Genomic DNA, 21,841 nt, shown 5'->3' with positions numbered 1-21,841 from the left:
GAGCAGGTCGAGGAGGGAAGCTGTGACGTCGGTATCCAGGCCAGGGGGCCCGGCAGCCACGCCATCGTCGAGGTCGAGCAAGGTCAACCTGCTGCCCAAGGATCTCGGCAGCCTCGCCCGCAGCCTCCCGCCGGCTGAGCCGGGCACGCTGTTCGTCCTCGGATCCAACGGTGGGATGAGTGTCGCGCCCGACGCCGGTTTCCCGGTGGTGTTCGGGCGTAACGAGCCGGACGTGCACGTCTGCGTCGGAGCGGACGATCCTCATGTGAGCCGGCGCCACGGTTACCTCACGTTCGAGGGTTCGCAGTGGGTGCTGACGAACGTCGGCAGGCTGCCCATCCGGTTCCCGGGGTCGCGGCTGGTGCTCGGCGGTGACCGGGCCGAGCTGCCGGTGGCCTACACGCCGCTGTTCATCGTCGCCCCGCAGCAGGAGCACCTGCTGGAGGTACGCATCGCCGCGAAGGTGCCGCCACCGAGCGCGGACGGTGGGTACGAAGCCGACACGCGCCGCCGCGACGTCTGGTCGCTGAGTCCGGTCGAACGCCTGGTGCTCGTGTGTCTCAGCCAGCGGTACCTTCGGGACGAACCCCAGCCGCAGCCGCTGACCTGGGCCCAGGTCGCCGACGAGCTGAGCGACCTGCGGCCTGCGGAGAAGTGGACCTGGCGTCGGGCCGCCCACATCGTCGTGAACGTACGCAAGAGGCTGAGCGGCCGAGTGCGCGGCCTGCTGGAGGAAGAGGTACCCCCGCCGGTGGGCAACACCCTCAACCACAACCTGATCATGGAGCTTCTGGTCACCACGACCATCGGCAAGGCGGATCTGCTCCTGCTCGACGAAGAGTCGGCAGAGTAGTCCCGGTGGGACGGTGGTCGGGATCCGCCCGCGGGAGTCGTGGGATTCGCCACCGCATCTCCGGTCGGCTGCGCTCCGCCGGACGACCTCTCGTCATCGTGTGCCTCGCCGTCGCGGCCACGCAGGCGGCGTGGGGCGTCGTCGTCCCCGTCCTGCCGTTGTACGCCGAGGAGTTCGGCGCGAACGCCACCCAACTCGGCTTGCTGATCGCCCTGTTCGGCGTGGGTCGGCTGGTCGTCAACATCCCGGCGGGGATCCTGTGCGAGCGCCTCGATCCGCGCCGCCTTCTGTTGTGGTCGGTGGTGGCGGTCGTCCTGCTCCAGGTCGCGACGGCGTTCGCCCCGACACTCGACGTCCTTCTCGGACTGCGGTTCGCGGCGGGTCTCGCGGGCGGGATGGCGATCACCTCCGGAATGACGCTCGTCGTCCATCTGACGAGGCTCGCCGACCGTGGGTCCGCGATGTCGCTGCTGCAGGGGTTCCAACTGATCGGCGGCGCGTTCGGACCCGCCCTCGGTGGGCTGGTGGCCACACTCTGGGGCTATCGCGCGCCGTTTCTCGCCTGCGGGGTGATGGCCGCGCTGGTGGTGACGTTCGGTTGGCGGACGCTGTTGCGGACCGCCTCGCCGGGACGCACACCGTCCGACCCGCCCGCGAGTGCCGACGCGGACCGCGCGGTGCGTCCGCAGGCCCGTTCGGCCGTACGACGGCTTCTCACCGATCGGAGCTACCTGGCGATCTGTGGTGTCGGTTTCTCGATCTTCCTCAACCGCTTCGCGGGAACGCAGTCCCTCGTTCCGATCATCGCCTACACCGTCGTCGGACTCAGCGTCGGGCAGTTCGGCGGGCTGCTGGGCATCGTGACCTTCGTCAACCTGATCATGGTGACGATCGCGGGCCGGCTGTCGGACCGGATCGGCCGGAAGCGGGTGATCGTTCCGGGGCTGGCGATGGTCGGTCTTGCCCTCCCGGCGTACGCGGTGACGTCGGATCCGCTGTGGTTCGCCTCCGTCGTCCTCGTCACCGGTGTCGCCCTCGGCTTCTCCGGCCCGACACCGGCCGCGTACATGGCGGATGTGGCGCCGGCCGACGGACGCGGACCCGCCGTCGGGATCTACCGCACCGCGGGAGACCTTGCCGCCGTCGTCGGGCCGATCGGCCTGGGGTGGATCGTCGACCACGTGGGATACCGGTCAGCGGTCCTGGTCCTCGCCACGGTGACTCTCCTGGCCGTCGGCGTGTTCGCCGGCATCGCCCGCGAGACGGTTTCCCGCCCACCGGTACGCTCCGGAGGCGAACCGCCCCCGGTGGGAACCCCGGGGATGGACGAATCGTCGTCAAGGTGACGACAGGGGCTTTGCCGATTCATTACCATGTCGCGCACACCACTGGATCCGCCCTGGGCGGAGGAGGACACCACCGATGCAGAGCAGGAACCCGGTCTTTTCGCGGCGCGATGCGTTCCGGTCGTCGGCCGGCTACGCCGCGGAAGCGTCGACCATGACCTCAGAACAACTCCAGGAGATGTACAACGCGCCCGCGCGGGATGGCCTCGGCACCCGTCGCGACCGGATGACGATCGACGACGTCGTCGCCCGGACGGCGATGACGCTCGGCACGCTGATCATCGTGGCCGGAGCGACGTGGTACCTCGCCGAACCGCTACAGCCCGCGCACTTCGGTTGGCTGATCGGCGCCGCGCTCGTCGGGCTAGGGCTCGGGTTCGTCATCGGGCTCAAGCACATCACCAACCCCGCCGTGATCCTGTCGTACGCGGCGATCGAGGGTGTCTTCGTCGGCCTGGTCAGCAAGGTGCTGACGGCCTACGTCGGCGGTGACGCCGGGATCGTGGCGCAGGCCGTGCTCGGCACGCTCTGTGCGTCGGCCGGGATGCTGGCCGTCTACAAGTTCCGGATCATCCGGGTCACGCCGAAGTTCCAGCGCTTCGTCATCGCCGCGACGATGGGCTTCTTCCTCATCGTGATGGTCAACCTGCTGCTGGGGATGTTCGGCATCAACCTCGGAGTCAGCGGCTTCGGCGGCATCGGGCTGATCTTCGCGGTCATCGGCGTCGCCCTCGCCTGCTTCAACCTGCTGCTCGACTTCGACTACGTCGAGAAGGGCATCGCGCAGGGTGCGCCGAGCAAGGACGCCTGGTTCGCGGCGTTCGGGCTGACCGTCACGCTCGTGTGGCTCTACATCGAGATCCTGCGGATCCTCGCCATCTTGCGCGGCGGCGACTGACACCGCCGACGAGGACGACAACCGAGACGTCAGAGGGTCGCCGGCCACGCGGTCGGCGGCCCTCTGTCATGTGTGCATGACCGACGGCTGCGGTGGCGGTCGCCCTCGCCCAGGGCTTGCGCGAATGACCACGCTGAGCATGCCTGTGGACGTCCGACAGGCGTCGGCACGTGTCCCGGGTACCACGGGCATGCTCAGCGTGGTCATTCGCAGTCCGGCACCCACGGTTTGTCACGTGGCGAATCGTGAGGAACGGCGGTGGTATCGAGGGACTCAACCAGAGACGGACGGGCCCACTCGGTCGATCCGGATCCGGATCAGGCACCGCCCCTCCCGCCGCATCGCCGCGCGATAGTCGTCCCAGTCCGGGTGCTCACCAGCAACGGTGCGGTAGTAGTCGACGAGGTGGTCCATCGCCTCTGGCAGCGACACGATGTCGGCCGTGCCCTCGATCTGGATCCACGGCCCGAAGAATCCTTCGGTGAAGACGCACAACGCCGCGCGTGGATCGCGACGCAGGTTGCGCACCTTGTACGCCGGCTCGCGGGTGCTCACCGTCGCATAGCCGTCGGCGTCGAGGCCGGCAAGGATCGGAGAGAGCTGCGGCATACCGTCAGCGCGGAACGTACTCAACACGCCGCGATGATGGTCACGCAGGAACGCCCGGGCCTCGTCGACGTTCATCTCGCGATCGGCTGTCGGTGAGGGGTCAGGCGAAGTTGCGCTGCGCGCGGCGAAGGTCGTGCTCGTGCACGATCGCCGTGGCGTGTCCGTGGGCGATGCCGTACTCGTTGCGGAGCCAACTGACCCGGTCTTCGAACCTCAGGAACGAAGGGCCACTTTCTAAGGCACTGATCCACTCGGGAAGTTCGCGCCCGGTTGCGCGTGGGAGCCGGGCGAGGAGGTTTTTATGGGTCTCTTCGGAGTGGTTCAGAGCCATGACGGCCTCCCGGGGTTTCGGGTTCACAGTAGGTCCATGCCCACGAGACTGCCTGACGAACGCACGGGAAACAACCCCCTCCGCCCAACCCGGCGAATCGGGCGCTTGCGACACGCCGACATCCAGGCAGAAACCCTGCCGTTACGAGCCGGACGCCTCCACGACACGCGCGGGGAAGCCGCCGCGGGCGACGGGGCCCCAGCGTTCGATCTCGATCTCGATGAGGCACTTGCCCTGACGCTGCATGGCGGCGCGGTATTCGTCCCAGTCGGAATGCTCGCCGCTGATGCACCGGAAGTACTCCACCAGCGGCTCGATCGCCTCCGGCAGGTCGAGCACCTTCGCGGTTCCGTCGACCTGGACGTACGGATCGGACCAGCCGGCCGACATCACGCAGATGCTGACCTGGGGGTTGCGACGGGCATTGACGGCCTTGGCGCGTTCGGGATAGGTCGACACCACGATCTTGTCGTCGCGGTTGAGTCCGCAGGTGACGGGGGACAGCTGGGGGCGGCCGTCGCGGCGCACGGTCGCGAGCGTGCCCTGATGGCGCGTACGCAGGAAGTCCAGCAGCTCGGCCCGGTCGGGCGTGGTGGCGGTGGCAATCGATGGGCTCATGACCAGGGAGTTTAGAACCCTCGGCGAGCCGGCAAATGACCACGCTGAGCATGCCTGTGGGACCCAGGCAGCTCAGCTGGCCTTGTCGGGCTCCCGCTGGCATGCTCAGCGTGGTCATTTGCACCCCGCAGCGGAGCCGGTGGCGGGTGGATCGCCTTTCGTCGTCGGGTCGCCGTCCGGGTCAGGACAGACGTTCGAGGATGACGGCCATGCCCTGGCCGCCGCCGACGCACATGGTCTCCAGACCGATCTGCTTGTCGCGCCACTGCAGGCCGTTGAGCAGCGTCGTCATGATGCGGGCGCCAGTCATGCCGAACGGATGCCCGAGCGCGATCGCGCCCCCGTGCACGTTGAGCTTGTCCCATCCGATGCCGAGGTCCTCGGCGGACGGGATGACCTGGGCGGCGAACGCTTCGTTGATCTCCACCAGGTCGATGTCGTCGATCGTCATGCCGGCGCGGGTCAGGGCGCGCCTGCTGGCCTCGACCGGGCCGAGCCCCATGATCTCCGGCGAGAGCGCGGAGGCGGCGGTGGCGACGATTCGGGCCAGCGGGGTGATGCCGCGCCGCTCGGCGGTGTCGGCCGCCATGATGACCACCGCGGCGGCACCGTCGTTGAGCGGGCAGCAGTTGCCGGCGGTGATGGTGCCGTTCTGTCGAAAGACCGGCTGCAGCCCGGCGACCTTCTCCAGCGTGGTGCCGAACCGCGGGCCGTCGTCGGCGTCGACGAGCGTGCCGTCGGCCAGGGCGTACGGCGTGATCTCGCGGGCGAAGAAGCCGGCCTTCACCGCCTCCTCGGCGAGGTTCTGCGAACGCACCCCGAACTCGTCCTGGATCGCCCGGCCCACTCCACGCGACGTGGCGAGGTTCTCGGCGGTCTGGCCCATCGCGACGTAGATGTCCGGGAGTTGGCCGTCGTCGCGCGGGTCGTGCCAGGTGGCGTTGGTTTCGGCGTACTCCGCCGTGCGCGCCCTCGCGGTGGCGAACAGCGGGTTCTGGGTCTCCACCGGGTCCACGCCGGCGCTGCCGAATCCGCTGTAGCGCGACACGCACTCCACCCCGGCCGAGACGAAGACCTCGCCCTCACCAGCCTTGATGGCGTGGAACGCCATCCGCGCGGTCTGCGCACTCGAGGCGCAGAACCGGTTGACCGTCACCGCCGGCACCGTGTCGAGACCGAGTTGGACGGCGACCCGCCGGGCCATGTTGCCGCCGTGTTCGTCGCGCGGCTCTGCACAGCCGAGGTAGATGTCGTCGATGGCGGTGGGTTCCAGCTGCGGAACCTTGGCCAGTGCGGCCTGGATGGCGAACGCCGCCAGGTCGTCGGGCCGGACGCCGGTCAGCGAGCCCTTGCCCGCGCGACCGATGGGAGTGCGGGCGGTGGCGACGATGACAGCGTCGGACATGAGCGTGGTCCCTCCGTGAGCCGCGGCGACAGTCTCAACCGCCGGATAGTTACCGCTTGGTAATGTCGAGGCTAGTACGCCGGCCGCCGTCATGGGTAGGAGTCGGCGCCCCCGACACGGTGAGATAGCGGGCGTGCAACTGCCCGCAGGCCGCTTCGAGCGAATCGCCGAACTGTTGCCGTTTCGTCGTTCGTACGCCGGCGGCGGCGAGCACCGCCAGGAACCGCCGGATCTGCGCGGGTTTGGGCCGCCGGAACTCCGGCGTCACACCGGCCGCGGGGTTGTAGGCGATCACGTTGACGCAGAACAGTTCGGGCCTGGCGAGCTTCCCCACGAGGTGGGCCAGTGCCCGGGCGTGGTCCTCGCTGTCGTTGTGGTTGTCGATCAGGAGGTAGGCGAGATAGGCCTTCCGCCGCGTCGCGGTGACATGCCCGTCGAGGATCTCCAGGCACCGGGCGAGCGGATACCTGCGTTGCAAGGGGATCATGTCCGCCCGTTCGTCGTCGTACGGCGAATGCACCGACAGCGTCACGTTGACCTGCGGGTGGTCGTCCACCAGGCGTTGCAGGCCCGGTGCGAAACCGACGGTCGACACCGTGATCCGGCGCGGGCTCATGGCGTGGAAGTCCTTGTGCTGCAGCAGATCCAGAGCGGTGAAGGTGTGCGGGTTGGCCAGCGCCTCACCCATCCCCATGAACGACACGCTGTCAACCCCGCCTTGCCGATGTGCGAAATGGAGTACCTGGTCGCAGATCTCGTCGGCCGCGAGGTTGCGGACAAGGCCGACCGCGCCGGTGGCGCAGAACGTGCAGCCGAGTCCGCACCCCACCTGCGTCGACACGCACAGGGAGGTCCAGCCCGTGCTGTAGCGCGAGTACACCGTCTCGATCCGCGCACCCCGGCGGCTCTCGAACAACACCTTCTCGACCTGATCGCCTTGCTGCGTGGCGATCGGGGTGAGTCCCAGCAACGAAGGTCCGAACTCGGCCGTGAGGCGTTCCCGCAGGCGGGCCGGGAGTTCGGCCATCCGGGCGGGTTCGGTGATGCCGCGCCGGTAGACGGCGCGGAGGATCTGCTTCAGCCGGTACGAAGGCTCTCCGGAGTCGGCGAGGAACTCCTGCAGGGCGGCGTACCGGGTCCGCGACAGAGCCGGTAGCACGTGAACGCACGCATCAGTGGGGCCTCCAGACAGGGGGCGAACGAACGTATCCAGGTCGGGAAAGGCCCATGCGAACGGCACATGACGCGCCCACGTCGAGACAGGCGCGGCTCAGAGGCCGAAGGCGCCGGGAGAACGACGGGCACGAGGAAGGACCGGTCGGAGGTGCCGGTCAGCGCGTCACATGCGAGCCATTGTGGTGGTGCGTGGCCTTCGAGGTCAAACGCGTTGCCGGCCCTGCGTCCCCACCTTGGTCGGGGCCGGCGTCTCGTGATCATGCGTAGCAGACCGGTGGTCTGGGCGGGTCGAAACCACTGGCTTCCCGCGCTTGATCATGGCCGAGGCCGGCTGAACGGGTCCGCGTAGTAGTTCGGGTCCGCCAGTCGCTGGCCCGGCGTGGCCCACGGTGGACCATCCGTTCAGGTCGCCCACGCCATTCGGTGCTCTGGTCAGTCGGCCCAGCCGAATTCCACCGCGACCAGGACGGTGAGCTCGATCTCCCCCGCCTCCACCGGTGCCGATGCCGAAGCAGCCAGCGCCACGGCATCGGCCGCCGCGAACTTCGCCGACCTTCTGGCCACGGAAGACCGGCCAGATTCCTCGTGGACGGCGAGCACGGCACCCAGCGGCCGGTCGGCGAGCCGGGCAAGCTGCTCCGCGCGGTGGCGGGCGTCGGCCATCGCCAGGTCGCGCGCCCGGTCGGCGTACGCCTGCTCGTCGCTGATCGTCAGCCCGGACCCCTCCACCTGCGCGTCGTCACCGCCGGCGGCCAGGATGCGTTCGAGAATCTCACCGGCGGAGTCGACGTCGCGTACCCACACCCGGAGCCGCTGGACGGCCTGGTGCTGCACCGGCGCGCCCTGGCGCCTCCGGTACGACGACAGCTGCATGCCATGGGTCTGTCGATCGGAGGAGGCAACGCCTGCGGCCGCGGCGGCAGTGACCATCGACTCCATCGACGCACTCGCCTTGCTCATCGCCTCGCCTGCGGAGGGTGCCGTCACCTGCGCGGCGAGAGCGAACGTCGCGATGTCCGGGACGGCCTGAACGACGCCACGGCCGACCACGGCGACACCCGTGAAGGGCGGGCCGTAGCCGGCGATGTCCGCGTTCATCGCACGATTATCGCCGTTCGAGGACGATGACAGGGATCTGGCGGTCGGTCTTCTTCTGGTACTCGTCGTAGTCGGGCCAGATCGCCGCCATCGTCGCCCACAGGCGCGGCTTCTCCTCAGGGGCGGCGTCCCGCGCCCGCGCCTGGAAGTGTTCGTTGCCTACCTGGACCTCGACGTCGGGATGGGCGCGCAGGTTGAGGTACCACTCCGGAGGAGTGTCCGAGCCTCCCTTGGACGCGACCACCAGATAGTCGTCGCCGTCGCGGCCGTAGATGAGGGGAGTACGCCGGCGCTGTCCGGTCTTGCGTCCGGTCACGGTGAGAAGAAGCGTCGGAGCGTCCCTGTACCAGATGTGGCCCTTCTCGCCATCGGAGTCGAGGTACTCCTTGGTGTGGGCGGCCACCCAGTCGGTCGGGCTGTCGGTGGGGGCGCCAGCGGCGTCGTCGTTCACGCTCATGTGCCGTTCTCCTCTTTTGGCGAAAAGGTCCCGCCGCCTTCAGCGGCCGGGACATCCTCCACGTCAACGTCACCGGGGCCAGGCTTCATCCCACCGTGTTCGGTGGTGACAGGTTCGGTGGTGACAAATCGCGACGGTCAGGCGGTCTCGCGCTCGGTGGAGAAGATGCTGTCGACAGGTGCCGCCCCGGTCTGCCGGCGCTGTCGCAGCAGCGCCCACCGCCCGCGGGGCCCGGACTCGGCACCAGCGACATCGGCGGCCGCGACCTCGGTGCCGGGATCGCGGGCGGCGCGGATCGCGGCGAAGGAGATCGGGAGGATCTGCCCGTCGCCGAGGGAGACGTCGCCCTCCTCGTCCTCCGGCCAGTGGCCGAGCGCCGCGGCGAGCGAGGGGAGGAGCGCGACGGCCGCACTCGCGTAGCCGGTTGCCGACGGGTGGAAGCGGTCCGGTCCGAACAGCTCCCTGGGGGCCGCGGCGAACTCCGGTCCGAGCAGTGACCCGAGCGAGACCGTGCGCGCGCCTGCCTCGACGCAGGCGATCGTCTGGGCCGCCGCCAACCGCTGGCTCCACCGCCGGGCGAGCTGGCGGAGTGGGAACGCCAGCGGCTCGACCGTGCCCAGGTCGGGACAGGTGCCGACGACGACCTCGCAGCCGGCGTCACGCAGCCGGCGTACGCCCTGGACGAGCAGGCGTACCGACTCCGAAGGAAGGGTGCGGTGGGTGACGTCGTTGGCGCCGATGATCACGAGAGCGACATGCGGCTTGGCGGCGAGTGCCAGGCCGACCTGGCGGTCGAGGTCGTCGGTCTCTGCGCCGGACACCGCGACGACCCGCAGGTCGACCGGACGTGCGGACAGAGCGGCCAAGCCGGTCGCCAGGAGTCCGCCGGGTGTCTCGTCGGCGGTCGCGACGCCGAAGCCGCACGCGGTGGAGTCGCCGAGAACCGCGAACGAGATCGGGTCCGCACTGCCCTCGCCGTAACGTCCGTCGGCGAAGGGCGGATGGCCCACCGGTGCACCAATGGTGCGCTTCGCGAGCATTGCCTCGGCCACGAGGACGGCGACGAGGGTGCCACCGAGAAGACCCGCTCCGCCTCCACCGACCGCCGCCGCGGCGGCCAGCTTGCGTGCAGCTCGAGCCTTACCCACTGGGTCCTCCTTTTCATGGCCTTACTGACCTGGTCGCTGGCCGGGCGCTTCGGTTACGAGGTTGTGTCGAGCCGGACAGTCTCCTGAAACCCCTGGAGGCTCAACGAACCGGGGCCTTGCCGGGATTCCGGCGGCACGCTACGCCACTGGCTGGTGACAGCAGGCGGCGAACGCACATGGCGAATCCGCCACATCCGTACCGAAACAAGGACTCCCCGACGTACTTCCCTCCTGTCCTATTGTCAGTCCTGGCAGCGCGCTCAGGTTGCGGGACGCGCCGGATCGACGCCGCGGCGACCGGACCGAGCAGCCCGACATTAGAGTGCAGGCGTGCAATACCACGACTCGCTGCTGTCCCTCGTCGGCAATACCCCGTTGCTCCGGTTGACCCGATGTGCGGAGGATGTCGCGGGCCTGCTGCTCGCGAAGGTCGAGTACTTCAATCCCGGTGGCAGCGTGAAGGACCGGATCGCGCTTCGCATGGTCGAGGCGGCCGAACGCGAGGGTGCGCTGCGGTCCGGCGGCACGATCGTCGAGCCGACCAGCGGCAACACCGGCGTCGGCCTCGCGATCGTCGCCCAGCAGAAGGGCTACCACTGCGTTTTCGTCTGCCCTGACAAGGTGAGTGAGGACAAGCGCAACGTCCTGTCGGCCTACGGCGCCGAGGTCGTGGTCTGCCCCACCGCCGTACCCCCTGATCATCCGGACTCCTACTACTCCGTCTCCGACCGCCTGGTGAAGGAGATCAACGGCGCGTGGAAGCCTGACCAGTACTCCAACGCGAACAATCCCCTCTCGCACTACGAACAGACCGGGCCGGAGCTCTGGGAGCAGACCGACGGCCGGATCACCCACTTCGTCGCGGGCATCGGGACCGGCGGGACGATCTCCGGCGTCGGCCGGTACCTCAAGGAGGTCAGCGACGGCCGGGTCCAGATCGTCGGCGCTGACCCCGAGGGGTCGGTCTATTCCGGCGGAACCGGACGCCCCTACCTCGTGGAGGGTGTGGGCGAGGACTTCTGGCCGAGGACGTACGACACCGGCATCTGCGACCGGGTGATCGCCGTATCCGACGACGACTCGTTCGCCATGACGCGCCGGCTCGCCCGCGAGGAGGCACTGCTCGTCGGCGGGTCGTCCGGCATGGCGGTGGCGGCCGCCGTGCAGGTCGCGCGGGAGGCGGGCCCGGACGGCGTGGTCGTCGTGCTGCTGCCTGACGGTGGGCGCGGCTACCTGTCGAAGGTCTTCGACGACGACTGGCTCGCGCACTACGGTTTCCTCGACACCGAGAGCACCGAGACGGTCGGCGAGGTGCTCCGCCGCAAGACCGGCGCGATGCCGCCCCTTGTCCACACCCACCCGAACGAGACGATCGCCGAGGCGATCGACATCCTCCGCGAGTACGCCGTATCGCAGATGCCGGTCGTCCGCGCCGAGCCGCCGGTGATGGCGGCCGAGGTGGCCGGTTCGGTGCACGAGCGGCACCTGCTCGAGGCCCTGTTCTCCGGCCAGGCACGCCTGGCAGACGCGGTCGAGCAACACATGTCGCCGCCGCTGCCGTCGTTGGGTGCGGGAGAGCCGGTGTCGACCGCGGTCAGCCTGCTCGAGAACGCCGACGCGCTGCTGGTACTCGATGACGGCAAGCCGGTCGGCGTTCTCACCCGCCAGGACCTGCTGAGCTACCTCGCCGGCGGGGCGTGACGGTTGAGCCTCACGCGTCCAGGACGGCTCTGAGTGCCTTCCAGCGGGCGATCTCGCAGCCGTTGCGCTTGTCGTACGACGCGGAAACTCGCTGTCCGCGCCAGGTGCCCTCGACCGTGGCGCGAGCGGGTCCGCCGTAGATCTGGGTGCACATGGCGTCGGCGGGTACGGGGGCGAAGGGGTGTTTCGCCGCCTCGATCGCGCTGATCGCGGCGTCGGGCCGCGGATGCGTACCGCCGGGTGGGTCCTCGGTGAGTTCCCAGGTCCGTGGGGGCGCGTCCGGGTTGGCCCACACGGTGATCCGGAGCCGGGTGCGTGCGGTGCTCGCGGTGCTCATGGACCTATCCAACCGCCCGGCGACTGGGCGAAACGAGTCGGCGGGTCGGGTCGGGGTGACCGGGTTCCTGCGGCCCACAGGACAACGCGATGTCGACGCGCTTTACAGGGTGTGGGCGTCGGGCTAATCTACAACCAAATGGTTGTAGATGAGTTGTCTGACGAGTCCGTGGACCACCTCTTCCACGCGCTGGCCGACACCACCCGCCGGGACATCCTCCACCGCTGCGTCCGTGGCCAGCCGTCGGTGTCGCGCCTGGCAGAGGCCTACCCGATGAGCTTCGCCGCGGTACAGAAACACGTCGCGGTGCTGGAGCGGGCCGGTCTGGTCACCAAGCAGCGCAGCGGACGGGAGCAGCGCGTACGGACCAACCCCGATGCCGTACGCCGGGCGCGGCACGCCCTCGACCAGCTCGAGACCGCCTGGCGTGGGCGGGTCGATCGGATGTCCCGGTTGCTCGCGCGGGACACCGCACCGGAAGAGAGCATGCCGACCACGGGAGAAGACAGGTGAGTGTCACCCGCGTCGAGAAGGACTTCGACAGCCTCACCCTGACCCTGGTCGCCGACTTCGACGCCCCGATCGAACGAGTGTGGCGGCTGTGGGCCGACCCGCGGAAGCTGGAGCTTTGGTGGGGCCCGCCGAGCTGGCCGGCGACGGTGGAGGAGCACGATCTGAGCCCCGGCGGTGAGGTCACCTACGTCATGACAGGCCCCGAGGGCGAGAGGTCCCGCGGCTGGTGGCGCGTCAGCTCGGTCGACCCGCCGAGGTCCTTGGAGTTCATCGATGGGTTCGCCGACCACGACGGGACACCGGTCGCCGACATACCGACCACCACCGTGCGGATGGAGCTCACCGAGCACGACGGCGGCACCCGGATGCGGGTGCGCTCGGTCTTCGACTCCCGGGAGCAGATGGAGTACGTCGTGCGCGCGGGCGCGCCAGAGGCCTTTGCCCAGGCGGTCGGTCAGATGGACGCCCTCCTCACCAGCTGACCCGGCGGGCCGGCCACGCCAACCGGCGGGCCGGCATATCGAACCTGTTCACACAACCGAAGGAAGCACACGATGGCCAAGATCATCTCCACCCTGTTCATTTCGCTCGACGGTGTGGTCGAGCCCGATGAGAGCTGGCATTTCCCGTACTTCGACGAGGCGATGGGTGCGGCCGTGGACGAGGACTACCGCACTGCCGACACGTTGCTGCTGGGCCGGGTCACCTATGACAGCTTCGCGGGGGCCTGGCCCGACCGTGAGGCGGCGGGCGGCGAGGACGCGGTGTTCGCGAAGATCATCGGCGACCTGCGCAAGGTGGTCGCGTCGCGGCAGCGGCTCGAGCTCGGGTGGCGGAATGTCGAGCTGATCGACGGCGACCTCGTGGCGGCGGCGGGGGCTCTCAAGGCCGACCCGTCGGTCAAGGGTGTGCTCATCCCGGGCTCGGTCTCGGTGGTTCGCCAGCTCTTGGCGGCCGGGCTGATCGACGAGCTGCGGCTGCTGGTGCACCCGGTCGCGGCGCGGCGCGGGTTGAAGTTGTTCGACGACGGCGAGCCGGCCTACCACCTGCGGCTGCTGAAGAGCGAGGCCTTCCCGACCGGCGTCGTACGGCTGATCTACGCGCCCACCCAGGCACCCGGAGCGGAGTGAAGCAAAGTCGCTCGGTGCCGCCAGGGCTCCCTCCAGAAGGGCGCCTGGTGGCGCCGGTCGCGACTTCTCACGGCCGTCGTGCGGGTCATGTGCGGGCTCTTTTACCCCCATTCGGGCTCGGGCGTCACTTCGACGAAACAGGGGATTCATAGCGTCACCGGCACTGGGGACCAGGATGCCCATATGCCGGGAGGACCACGTGACGAGCCTCGACACCAAAACTGTGCCGCCGAAGGCGGCCAAACCCAAGGGTCGCTGGATCGACCACTGGGAGCCCGAGGACGAAACCTTCTGGATGACGACCGGCCGCAGGGTGGCGACCCGGAACCTCATCTTCTCGATCTTCGCCGAACACCTCGGCTTCTCCGTCTGGCTGCTGTGGAGCGTCGTGGTCGTCAGCCTGCCGGCCGCGGGGTTCAACTTCACCGTCGACCAGTTGTTCTGGCTGGTGGCGCTGCCGAACCTGATCGGCTCGACGCTGCGACTGCCGTACACGTTCGCGGTGCCGAAGTTCGGCGGTCGCAACTGGACGGTCGTGAGCGCGCTGCTCCTCGCCATCCCGACCACGCTCCTCGTGATCGCGGTGAGCAACCCGGCGACGCCGTTCTGGATGTTCCTCATCGTCGCGGCCACCGCTGGCTTCGGCGGCGGCAACTTCGCCTCGTCGATGACCAACATCTCGTTCTTCTACCCCGAGCGCAGCAAGGGGCTCGGTCTCGGTCTCAACGCCGCCGGTGGCAACCTCGGGACCAGCACCGTCCAGTTCGGTGTGCCGATGGTGGTCGCGATCGGTGGTGGGCTGTCCCTTGCGAACGCCGGTCTGATGTGGATGCCGCTCATCGCAGCTGCGGCGATCGGCGCCTGGTTGTTCATGGACAACCTCACAGTGTCCAAGGCGCCGGTCCAGGGCCAGCTGGGTGCGTGCAAACGCCCGCACACCTGGGTGATGGCGTTCCTCTATATCGGGACGTTCGGCTCGTTCGTCGGCTACACGGCGGCCTACCCGCTGCTCGCCAAGACCGTGTTCCCGGAGTCGACCGCGCTGAAGTACGCCTTCCTCGGCGCGATGCTCGGCTCTCTGATCCGGCCGGTTGGCGGCTGGCTCGCTGACCGGATCGGTGGCGCCCGAGTCACGCTCTGGGTCTTCGTCGCCATGGTGGGCGGCATGCTGGTGCTGTTGACGGCCGTGAACTCACATTCGATCGGGCTGTTCATGGCTGCGTTCGCCGTGCTGTTCGGCGCAAGCGGGGTGGGCAACGGCTCGACGTACCGGATGATTCCCGCGATCTTCCGGAACTACGGTGAGCGCGACCGGGCGGCGGGCATCCCGAACGCACTCAAGATCAGTCTGACCGAGGCAGGCGCGGCGATCGGGATCATCTCCGCGGTCGGTGCGTTCGGCGGCTTCCTGATCCCGCGGGCGTACGGCATGTCGCTCGCGTCGACCGGATCCGTGGCCACGGCAGTCATTGCGTATGCGATCTTCTACGCGGTCTGCTTCGCGGTGACCTGGTGGTTCTACCTACGCCGGCAGCTGCTGGTGTCGGTGGCGCCGAGCCTCGCGAAAGCCTCGGTCTGACGGGAGTACGCAAGGACGCGTGATTCTCGCGCCGCCTGACCGGCCTCGGGCCCGGTCAGGCGGCGCTGTCGTCTCTGGCCTGGCCGATCGGTGCCGCGATCGGTGCCGCGCTCGGTGACGATGCACGCCTCGATGCAGGGCGAATTCACCGTGTTTCGCGGGGAATGATCACGCATGCGTGATCATTCCGACACCCAGGTGGTTCCCCAGCAGGTCAGGCGTGAAGTGAGGGGTCGTTAGCAGTCCGGAAACAGAAGGGAAGCAGGCTCGAAACCGCCCCAGCGCACGCTCGACGATATGTCCCGAGCCGCGACGCACTGCCCATACTGCGCACTGCAGTGTGGCATGTACCTGGCGAACGGCGCGGCTTCAGGCACGGTGCAGGTGACGCCGCGCCCCGCCGGCAGTAACCGCGGCGGGCTGTGTCAGAAGGGCTGGACCTCGGCCGAACTCCTCACCTCCACCCACCGGCTCACCACCCCACTCATCCGCTGGCGGCGCGGCGATCCTCTCGAACCGGCTTCGTGGGACGAGGCGTTGTCGTTCATCGCGACCAACCTCCGCCGGCTCCAGGGCGACCACGACACGGACACGGTGGCCGTCCTCGGTGGCGGTGGGCTGACCAACGAGAAGGCGTACGCGCTCGGGAAGTTCGCCCGCGTCGTCCTACGAACGAAGAACATCGACTACAACGGCCGGTTCTGCATGTCGTCGGCCGCCGCCGCCGGGAACAAGGCGTTCGGCCTCGACCGCGGGCTGCCGTTCCCGGTGAGCGACATTGCCGAGGCGGGCACGGTCATGCTGGCCGGCGCCAACGTCGCCGAGACGATGCCGCCGTTCCTGCAGTACCTCAGCGCCCAGAAGGAGAACGGCGGCCACCTGATCGTCGTCGATCCGCGGGTCACCGAAACCGCTCGCCAGGCCGATCTGCACCTGCAGATCACACCCGGCACGGACCTGGCGCTCGCCCTGGGCATGCTGCACATCGCGATCATGGAGGGGTACGTCGACCGGGCGTACGTCGCCAACCGGACGAGCGGGTTCGACGCCGTACGACCGATCGTCATGAGCTACTGGCCCGAGCGGGTCGAACGCGTGACCGGCGTACCGGTGAGCCAGCAGCGCGAGGCCGTCCGCCTCCTCGCCGAGGTCGACCGGGCGCTGATCCTCACCGCCCGCGGCGCCGAGCAGCACGCGAAGGGTGTCGACACGGTGAGCGCGTTCGTCAACCTCGCGTTGGCCCTCGGCCTTCCGGGTATGCCTGGCAGCGGCTACGGCTGTCTCACCGGGCAGGGCAATGGCCAGGGCGGTCGCGAGCACGGGCAGAAGGCCGACCAACTGCCGGGCTACCGGATGATCGACGACCCGGCCGCCCGCGCCCATGTCGCGGCGGTGTGGGGCGTGGATCCGACCACGATCCCGGGCAAGGGGCCGAGTGCGTTCGAGTTGATGGACTCCCTCGGCGGCGACCAGGACGGCCCGCGGGCGTTGCTGGTCTTCGGCACCAATCCGGTCGTGTCCGCACCCGCGGCCGCGCGGGTCGAGCAGCGGTTCCGGGAGCTTGACCTGCTCGTCGTCGCCGACCTGGTGCTGTCCGAGACGGCGGCGCTTGCCGACGTGGTGCTGCCCACCGCGCAGTGGGCCGAAGAGGACGGCACCATGACCAACCTCGAAGGGCGGGTGATCCGCCGCCGACGGCTCCGCCCGCCGCCGGGCGAGGTCCGCACCGACCTGGAGATTCTTGCCGGCCTCGCGGACCGGCTGGGATGTGGTGGGGCGATCAACCCGGACCCGGAGCGGACGTTCGCCGAGCTCGGGCGGGCGAGTGCCGGGGGAGTGGCGGACTACTCCGGCATCACCTACGCCCAGCTGGACGCCTCGGACGGTGTCTTCTGGCCGTGTCCCGGCCCGGGGCATCCCGGGACGCCGCGGCTGTTCCTCGACAGGTTCGCGACGCCGGACGGCCGGGCGCGCTTCGTCCCCGTCGAACACCGAGCGGCCGTCGAGGACATCGACGCCGACTATCCCGTCTACCTCACCACCGGCCGGGTGCTCGCGCAGTACCAGAGCGGCGCGCAGACCCGGCGGATCGACGCCCTGCATACGGCCGCGCCTGGCGCGTTCGTCGAGTTGCACCCCGATCTCGCCGAGCGGTACGGCATCGCCGACGGCGACGACGTCCGGGTGACGAGCCGCCGTGGTACGGCGACCGCACCCGCGCGGGTGACCGAGACGATCCGTGCCGACACGGTGTTCATGCCGTTCCACTGGGGTGGTGCCGGCCGGGCGAACACCCTCACCAACCCGGCGCTCGACCCCACGTCGCGGATGCCGGAGTTCAAGGTCTGTGCCGTACGCCTGGAACGCGTGGCCGGCCGTACGCAACGAGAAGCAGGCGCTGCCGCCGACGCCGGCGCCTTCGAGAAGCTCACGACAGCGGAGGTGCACGGGTGAGCGAGCGGAGCGAGCGAACCGGTGAGCACAGCACGCGGGTTCGCAGCGAAGCAAGAAACCGCGTGAGCGTTGTGGTGGTCGGCAACGGCATGGCCGGTGCGAGGTTCGCAGCGGAGCTGCGGTCCCGCGAGCCGCGCCGTCCGGTCGTGGTGTTCGGTACCGAGCCGGGTCGGGCGTACAACCGGATCCTGCTCTCCAACCTCCTTGCCGGAAAGGTGGGCGAGGAGGACCTCGCCCTGGCCGAGCCGCCCGGGGCGCTCGACCTCCGGACCGGCGTCGACGTCGACGCGATCGACCCGGAGGCGAAGACCGTGCATTCCTCCGACGGCACGACGACGCGGTACGACACCCTCGTCCTGGCGACCGGCAGCCGCGCCATCGTTCCCCCGATCGACGGGCTCTGGAAGGACCCCGAGACCCTGATCGACGGGGCCGAGACGTTCCGCACGCTCGCCGACTGCCGGCGGATCCTCGCCGAGGCGGAGCAGGCGCGCAAGGTGGTCGTCCTCGGCGGCGGCCTGCTCGGGCTGGAGGCCGCCCGTGGGCTCGCGCAGCGCGGTCTGGAGATCGAGGTGGTCCACGCCCGCGGCCACCTGATGGACCGCCAGATCGACCCGGACGCGAGCCGAATCCTCATCTCGACCCTCGCCGAACTCGGGGTGTCCGTACGCCTCGACGCGGTGACCGAGGAGGTCATCGCTACCGAACCCGGTGGTGGCGGCCGGCTGCGCGGCGTGCGCCTGGAGGACGGTACGGAGATCGAAGCCGACCTGCTGGTGATCGCCTGTGGCGTACGACCGAACCCCGACCTCGCCGCGAAGGCAGGCCTGCTGGTCAACCACGGCATCGTGGTCGACGACCGGATGCGCACGTCGGACCCGTCGATCTACGCGATCGGCGAGTGCGCGGAACATCGCGGCAAGGTCTACGGCCTGGTCCAGCCGGCGTGGGAACAGGCCAGGGTGGCAGCGGAGGTCATCGGCGGCGGCGGTGCGCACTACACCGGCTCGCGCCTGGTCACCAGGCTGAAGGCGTCCGGGGTGGACCTCGCCTCGATGGGTGATCCGCACGTCGACGCGGACGGCGCGGAGGTGGTGACCTTCGCCGACCCGACCAGGCGTACGTACCAGAAGGTCGTCATCCGCGACCAGCGCGTCGTCGCGGCGATCCTGCTCGGCGACAGTCCCACTGTCGGGACGCTTACGCAGGCGTTCGACCGGGAGACACCGGTGCCGAGCGACCCGCGGTCGTTGCTGTTCACGCGCGGCGGTGGGCAGGCGGCCGAGCCGGGCATGGTCTCCGCGGCCACCACACTGTGCCGCTGCAACGGGGTGACCGCCGGGGCGATCGTCCGGGCCTGGATGGGCGGCGCCCGCACGCCGACCGAGGTCGTTGGGGCGACCCGCGCGAGTACCGGATGCGGGAGTTGCCGGGACACCATCGCGAGCTACGTCACCGCTCTCGCGGCCGATGCCCAGCAGGGTGGCTCGGACTCCGCCGCGTCGGCACCGCAACCGGAAGGGGTCGTCGCATGACCGGGCGGAGTGAGGACATGCATCAGGACAGCATGGGTCCGGCACGGCGGAAGCTGGTCGTCATCGGCAACGGCATGGTGGGTCAGCGGTTCGTCGAGGCCCTCCGCGCACGCGACGAGGAGGGCACCTGGCAGGTCACGGTGCTCGCCGAGGAGAGCCGTCCGGCGTATGACCGGGTGGGGCTGTCCGCCTACTTCGAGGGGACCACGCCGCAGGAGCTTTCCCTTGTCCCTGAGGGGTTCTACGACGACGATCCGGCCGTCACGCTGCGGCTCGGCGAGCCGGCGGTCGGGATCGACCGCGAGCGCCGCGTGGTGGCGACGGCGGTGGGGGAGTATTCCTACGACGCCCTGGTGCTCGCCACCGGCTCGTACCCGTTCGTCCCTCCGGTGCCGGGGCACGACCTGCCGGGTTGCTTCGTCTATCGCACGATCGACGATCTGATCGCCTTGGAGTCCTACGCCGCCGGGCGCCGGGTCGGGGCGGTCGTCGGTGGCGGGCTGCTCGGTCTGGAGGCCGCGAACGCCCTACGCCTGTTGGGACTGCGTACACACGTGGTGGAGTTCGCGCCCTGGCTGATGCCGACGCAGCTCGACGAGGCGGGTGGTGCGATCCTGCGCCGGCACGTCGAGGCGCTCGGTCTCGACGTACACACCGCGACGAAGACCGAGCGCATCGAAGCCGGTGCCGACGGCTCAGTCGCCCGCATGGTGTTCTCGGGCGAACAGAGCGGGAGCGACGACGACGTGGACGCCTCGCCCGCGATCGACGTCGACATGGTGATCTTCGCGGCCGGCATACGCCCACGCGACAACCTCGCCCGTGAGTGTGGTCTCGCGATGGGCGAGCGCGGTGGCGTGGTGGTCGACGAGACCTGCCGAACCTCCGACGACTCGATCTACGCGATCGGCGAGGTCGCCTGTGTCGGCGGGCGGGTCTACGGCCTCATCGCACCCGGCAACGCCATGGCGGACGTCGTGGCGCAACGTCTCCTCGACACCGACGGGAGCTGCGAAGCGAAGGTCGAACGCATCGACACCTCGACCAAGCTCAAGCTGCTCGGCATCGACGTCGCGAGCTTCGGCAACACGACCGGGGAGCTGGATGTCGTCTACTCCGACCCCGCCCATGGCATCTACGCCAAGCTCGCCTTGACAGACGACGCGCAGACCCTGCTGGGCGGAATGCTGGTCGGTGACGCCTCTGCCTACGCGACGCTTCGGGCAAGTGTCAACAGTCCCTTGCCGGGCAAGCTCGCCGACTTCCTGGGCTCGGGTGAGGTCAACGGAACCCTGCCTGGTACCGCGCAGGTCTGCTCGTGCCATGCCGTGACCAAGGACGAGATCCTCACCGCGGTCGGCGACGGTTGTGCGGACGTGCCCGCCTTGAAGGAGTGTACGAAGGCGGGTACCGGGTGCGGCTCCTGCGTTGTCCTGCTGAAGTCCCTGCTCGCAGAGGCCGGAGTCGAACAGTCCAAGGCGATGTGCGAGCACTTCGACTACTCGCGCCAGGAGCTGTTCGACATCATCAAGGTGCGTGGCCTGCGGACGTTCTCGGAGACCGTGGCGACGCACGGCCGGGGGCGCGGTTGCGATATCTGCAAGCCGGCGATCGCATCCATCCTTGCCAGCTTGGGAAACGGACACATTCTCGACGGCGAGCAGGCCGCGCTGCAGGACACCAACGACCACTTCCTCGCCAACCTGCAACGCAACGGGACGTACTCGGTGGTGCCGAGAATTCCCGGCGGCGAGGTCACACCGGACAAGCTCATCGTCATCGGCGAGGTCGCCCGCGACTTCGGCCTCTACACGAAGATCACCGGTGGGCAACGGATCGACCTGTTCGGCGCGCGGGTCGAGCAGCTGCCGAAGATCTGGAAGCGGCTCGTCGACGCCGGCTTCGAGTCAGGGCACGCCTACGGCAAGGCCCTGCGTACCGTGAAATCCTGCGTAGGAACGACCTGGTGCCGTTACGGTGTGCAGGATTCGGTGGGACTCGCCGTCGCACTGGAGCTGCGCTACCGGGGTCTGCGTTCGCCGCACAAGGTCAAGGCAGCAGTGTCCGGGTGCGCACGCGAGTGTGCCGAGGCCCGGAGCAAGGACGTCGGCGTCATCGCCACCGAGAACGGCTGGAATCTCTTCGTGGGCGGCAACGGCGGCTTCAAACCGCGGCACGCGGACCTGTTCGCCACCGACGTCGACACCGAGACACTGCTGCGCTACATCGACCGGTTCCTGATGTTCTACGTCCGTACGGCCGACCGCCTGCAACGCACGGCGACCTGGATCGAGAACATGGACGGCGGCCTCGACCACCTGCGCGAGGTCATCATCGACGACTCCCTCGGCATCTGCGCGGAGCTGGAGGAGGCGATGGAACGCCATGTCGAGAACTACGTCGACGAATGGCGCGCGACCATCGAGGACCCGGACAAGCTCCGCCGGTTCGTTTCGTTCGTCAATGCGCCCGACACCCCGGACCCGTCGATCCAGTTCGTGAGCGAACGCGGGCAGCCGATCCCGTCCGACTCGCCCACCCTCATCGCCGGACCCACGCTGAACATCGGTGCGACCAACGCAGAGCACGCCCCGACCAACGGAGGGCGTGGCCCGGCCGGCCGCGTCGAGACGTCCGCAACAGGAGGTTGACA

Annotated in this window: 20 protein-coding genes; 11 read left to right on the top strand and 9 right to left on the bottom strand. The window is 69.1% G+C overall.

Features of this window, described 5'->3' with window-relative positions:
• Positions 1–22: 22 nt before the first annotated feature.
• The 3 genes from ABNF93_RS00360 to ABNF93_RS00350 all read left to right on the top strand — a co-directional run bounded on the left by ABNF93_RS00360 (position 23) and on the right by ABNF93_RS00350 (position 3,097).
• Entirely contained in the window at positions 23–853 is an 831-nt protein-coding gene (locus ABNF93_RS00360; protein WP_349325430.1) for an FHA domain-containing protein, read from the top strand.
• Between the two features lie 5 nt (positions 854–858).
• Positions 859–2,199, top strand: coding sequence for an MFS transporter (locus tag ABNF93_RS00355; protein WP_349325429.1), 1,341 nt, complete (start codon positions 859–861; stop codon positions 2,197–2,199).
• Between the two features lie 76 nt (positions 2,200–2,275).
• A complete protein-coding gene (locus ABNF93_RS00350; protein ID WP_349325428.1) occupies positions 2,276–3,097 on the top strand; it encodes a Bax inhibitor-1/YccA family protein in 822 nt (273 codons plus the stop codon).
• Between the two features lie 273 nt (positions 3,098–3,370).
• Here ABNF93_RS00350 and ABNF93_RS00345 read toward each other — a convergent pair whose 3' ends face one another.
• The 8 genes from ABNF93_RS00345 to ABNF93_RS00310 all read right to left on the bottom strand — a co-directional run bounded on the left by ABNF93_RS00345 (position 3,371) and on the right by ABNF93_RS00310 (position 9,939).
• Complete coding sequence (locus ABNF93_RS00345; protein WP_349325427.1) at positions 3,371–3,781, bottom strand: PPOX class F420-dependent oxidoreductase; 411 nt, start codon at positions 3,779–3,781, stop codon at positions 3,371–3,373.
• Between the two features lie 25 nt (positions 3,782–3,806).
• Positions 3,807–4,037, bottom strand: coding sequence for a DUF4287 domain-containing protein (locus ABNF93_RS00340; RefSeq protein WP_349325426.1), 231 nt, complete (start codon positions 4,035–4,037; stop codon positions 3,807–3,809).
• A 141-nt stretch (positions 4,038–4,178) separates the two neighbouring features.
• Positions 4,179–4,655, bottom strand: a complete 477-nt coding sequence (locus ABNF93_RS00335) for a PPOX class F420-dependent oxidoreductase (protein ID WP_349325425.1) — start codon at positions 4,653–4,655, stop codon at positions 4,179–4,181.
• A 181-nt stretch (positions 4,656–4,836) separates the two neighbouring features.
• Positions 4,837–6,060: an acetyl-CoA C-acetyltransferase gene (locus ABNF93_RS00330; RefSeq protein WP_349325964.1), complete on the bottom strand. Its 1,224-nt coding sequence runs from the start codon at positions 6,058–6,060 to the stop codon at positions 4,837–4,839.
• A 49-nt stretch (positions 6,061–6,109) separates the two neighbouring features.
• A complete protein-coding gene (locus ABNF93_RS00325; RefSeq protein ID WP_349325424.1) occupies positions 6,110–7,219 on the bottom strand; it encodes a radical SAM protein in 1,110 nt (369 codons plus the stop codon).
• A 449-nt stretch (positions 7,220–7,668) separates the two neighbouring features.
• A complete protein-coding gene (locus ABNF93_RS00320) occupies positions 7,669–8,334 on the bottom strand; it encodes an SIMPL domain-containing protein (RefSeq protein WP_349325423.1) in 666 nt (221 codons plus the stop codon).
• A 7-nt stretch (positions 8,335–8,341) separates the two neighbouring features.
• A complete protein-coding gene (locus ABNF93_RS00315; protein WP_349325422.1) occupies positions 8,342–8,791 on the bottom strand; it encodes a nitroreductase family deazaflavin-dependent oxidoreductase in 450 nt (149 codons plus the stop codon).
• 137 nt (positions 8,792–8,928) lie between these two features.
• The gene (locus ABNF93_RS00310) at positions 8,929–9,939 is read right to left on the bottom strand and encodes an SGNH/GDSL hydrolase family protein (protein WP_349325421.1); all 1,011 of its coding nucleotides are present in this window, start codon (positions 9,937–9,939) and stop codon (positions 8,929–8,931) included.
• A gap of 330 nt (positions 9,940–10,269) precedes the next feature.
• Here ABNF93_RS00310 and ABNF93_RS00305 point away from each other — a divergent pair, with 330 nt between their 5' ends.
• Positions 10,270–11,640 carry a cystathionine beta-synthase gene (locus ABNF93_RS00305; RefSeq protein ID WP_349325420.1) on the top strand — a complete coding sequence of 457 codons (1,371 nt, stop codon included), beginning with the start codon at positions 10,270–10,272 and terminating at the stop codon, positions 11,638–11,640.
• Between the two features lie 10 nt (positions 11,641–11,650).
• Here the strand turns inward: ABNF93_RS00305 and ABNF93_RS00300 are convergent, their stop codons facing one another.
• Positions 11,651–11,977, bottom strand: a complete 327-nt coding sequence (locus ABNF93_RS00300; protein ID WP_349325419.1) for an SSI family serine proteinase inhibitor — start codon at positions 11,975–11,977, stop codon at positions 11,651–11,653.
• 153 nt (positions 11,978–12,130) lie between these two features.
• On the opposite strand from ABNF93_RS00300, the gene ABNF93_RS00295 reads away from it, so the two are divergent.
• From ABNF93_RS00295 to nirB, 7 genes are all read left to right on the top strand, one after another.
• Positions 12,131–12,490, top strand: a complete 360-nt coding sequence (locus tag ABNF93_RS00295) for an ArsR/SmtB family transcription factor (protein WP_349325418.1) — start codon at positions 12,131–12,133, stop codon at positions 12,488–12,490.
• A complete protein-coding gene (locus ABNF93_RS00290) occupies positions 12,487–12,972 on the top strand; it encodes an SRPBCC family protein (RefSeq protein ID WP_349325417.1) in 486 nt (161 codons plus the stop codon). The genes ABNF93_RS00295 and ABNF93_RS00290 overlap by 4 nt, the downstream gene beginning before the upstream one ends.
• A 72-nt stretch (positions 12,973–13,044) precedes the next feature.
• Positions 13,045–13,620: a dihydrofolate reductase family protein gene (locus ABNF93_RS00285; RefSeq protein WP_349325416.1), complete on the top strand. Its 576-nt coding sequence runs from the start codon at positions 13,045–13,047 to the stop codon at positions 13,618–13,620.
• 199 nt (positions 13,621–13,819) lie between these two features.
• Complete coding sequence (locus tag ABNF93_RS00280; protein WP_349325415.1) at positions 13,820–15,199, top strand: MFS transporter; 1,380 nt, start codon at positions 13,820–13,822, stop codon at positions 15,197–15,199.
• A gap of 297 nt (positions 15,200–15,496) precedes the next feature.
• Positions 15,497–17,653 (top strand): molybdopterin oxidoreductase family protein, encoded by a 2,157-nt coding sequence (locus ABNF93_RS00275; protein WP_349325414.1) that lies wholly within the window; start codon positions 15,497–15,499, stop codon positions 17,651–17,653.
• A complete protein-coding gene (locus tag ABNF93_RS00270; protein ID WP_349325413.1) occupies positions 17,650–19,188 on the top strand; it encodes an FAD-dependent oxidoreductase in 1,539 nt (512 codons plus the stop codon). The genes ABNF93_RS00275 and ABNF93_RS00270 overlap by 4 nt, the downstream gene beginning before the upstream one ends.
• A complete protein-coding gene (gene nirB / locus ABNF93_RS00265) occupies positions 19,185–21,839 on the top strand; it encodes a nitrite reductase large subunit NirB (RefSeq protein WP_349325412.1) in 2,655 nt (884 codons plus the stop codon). The genes ABNF93_RS00270 and nirB overlap by 4 nt, the downstream gene beginning before the upstream one ends.
• Positions 21,840–21,841: the final 2 nt, after the last annotated feature.

The sequence above is a fragment of the Actinopolymorpha sp. B9G3 genome (genome assembly GCF_040120725.1).
Lineage (GTDB): Bacteria > Actinomycetota > Actinomycetes > Propionibacteriales > Actinopolymorphaceae > Thermasporomyces.
Note: the sequence above shows the minus strand (reverse complement) of the source record. Positions and strands in the feature narration are given on the sequence as shown.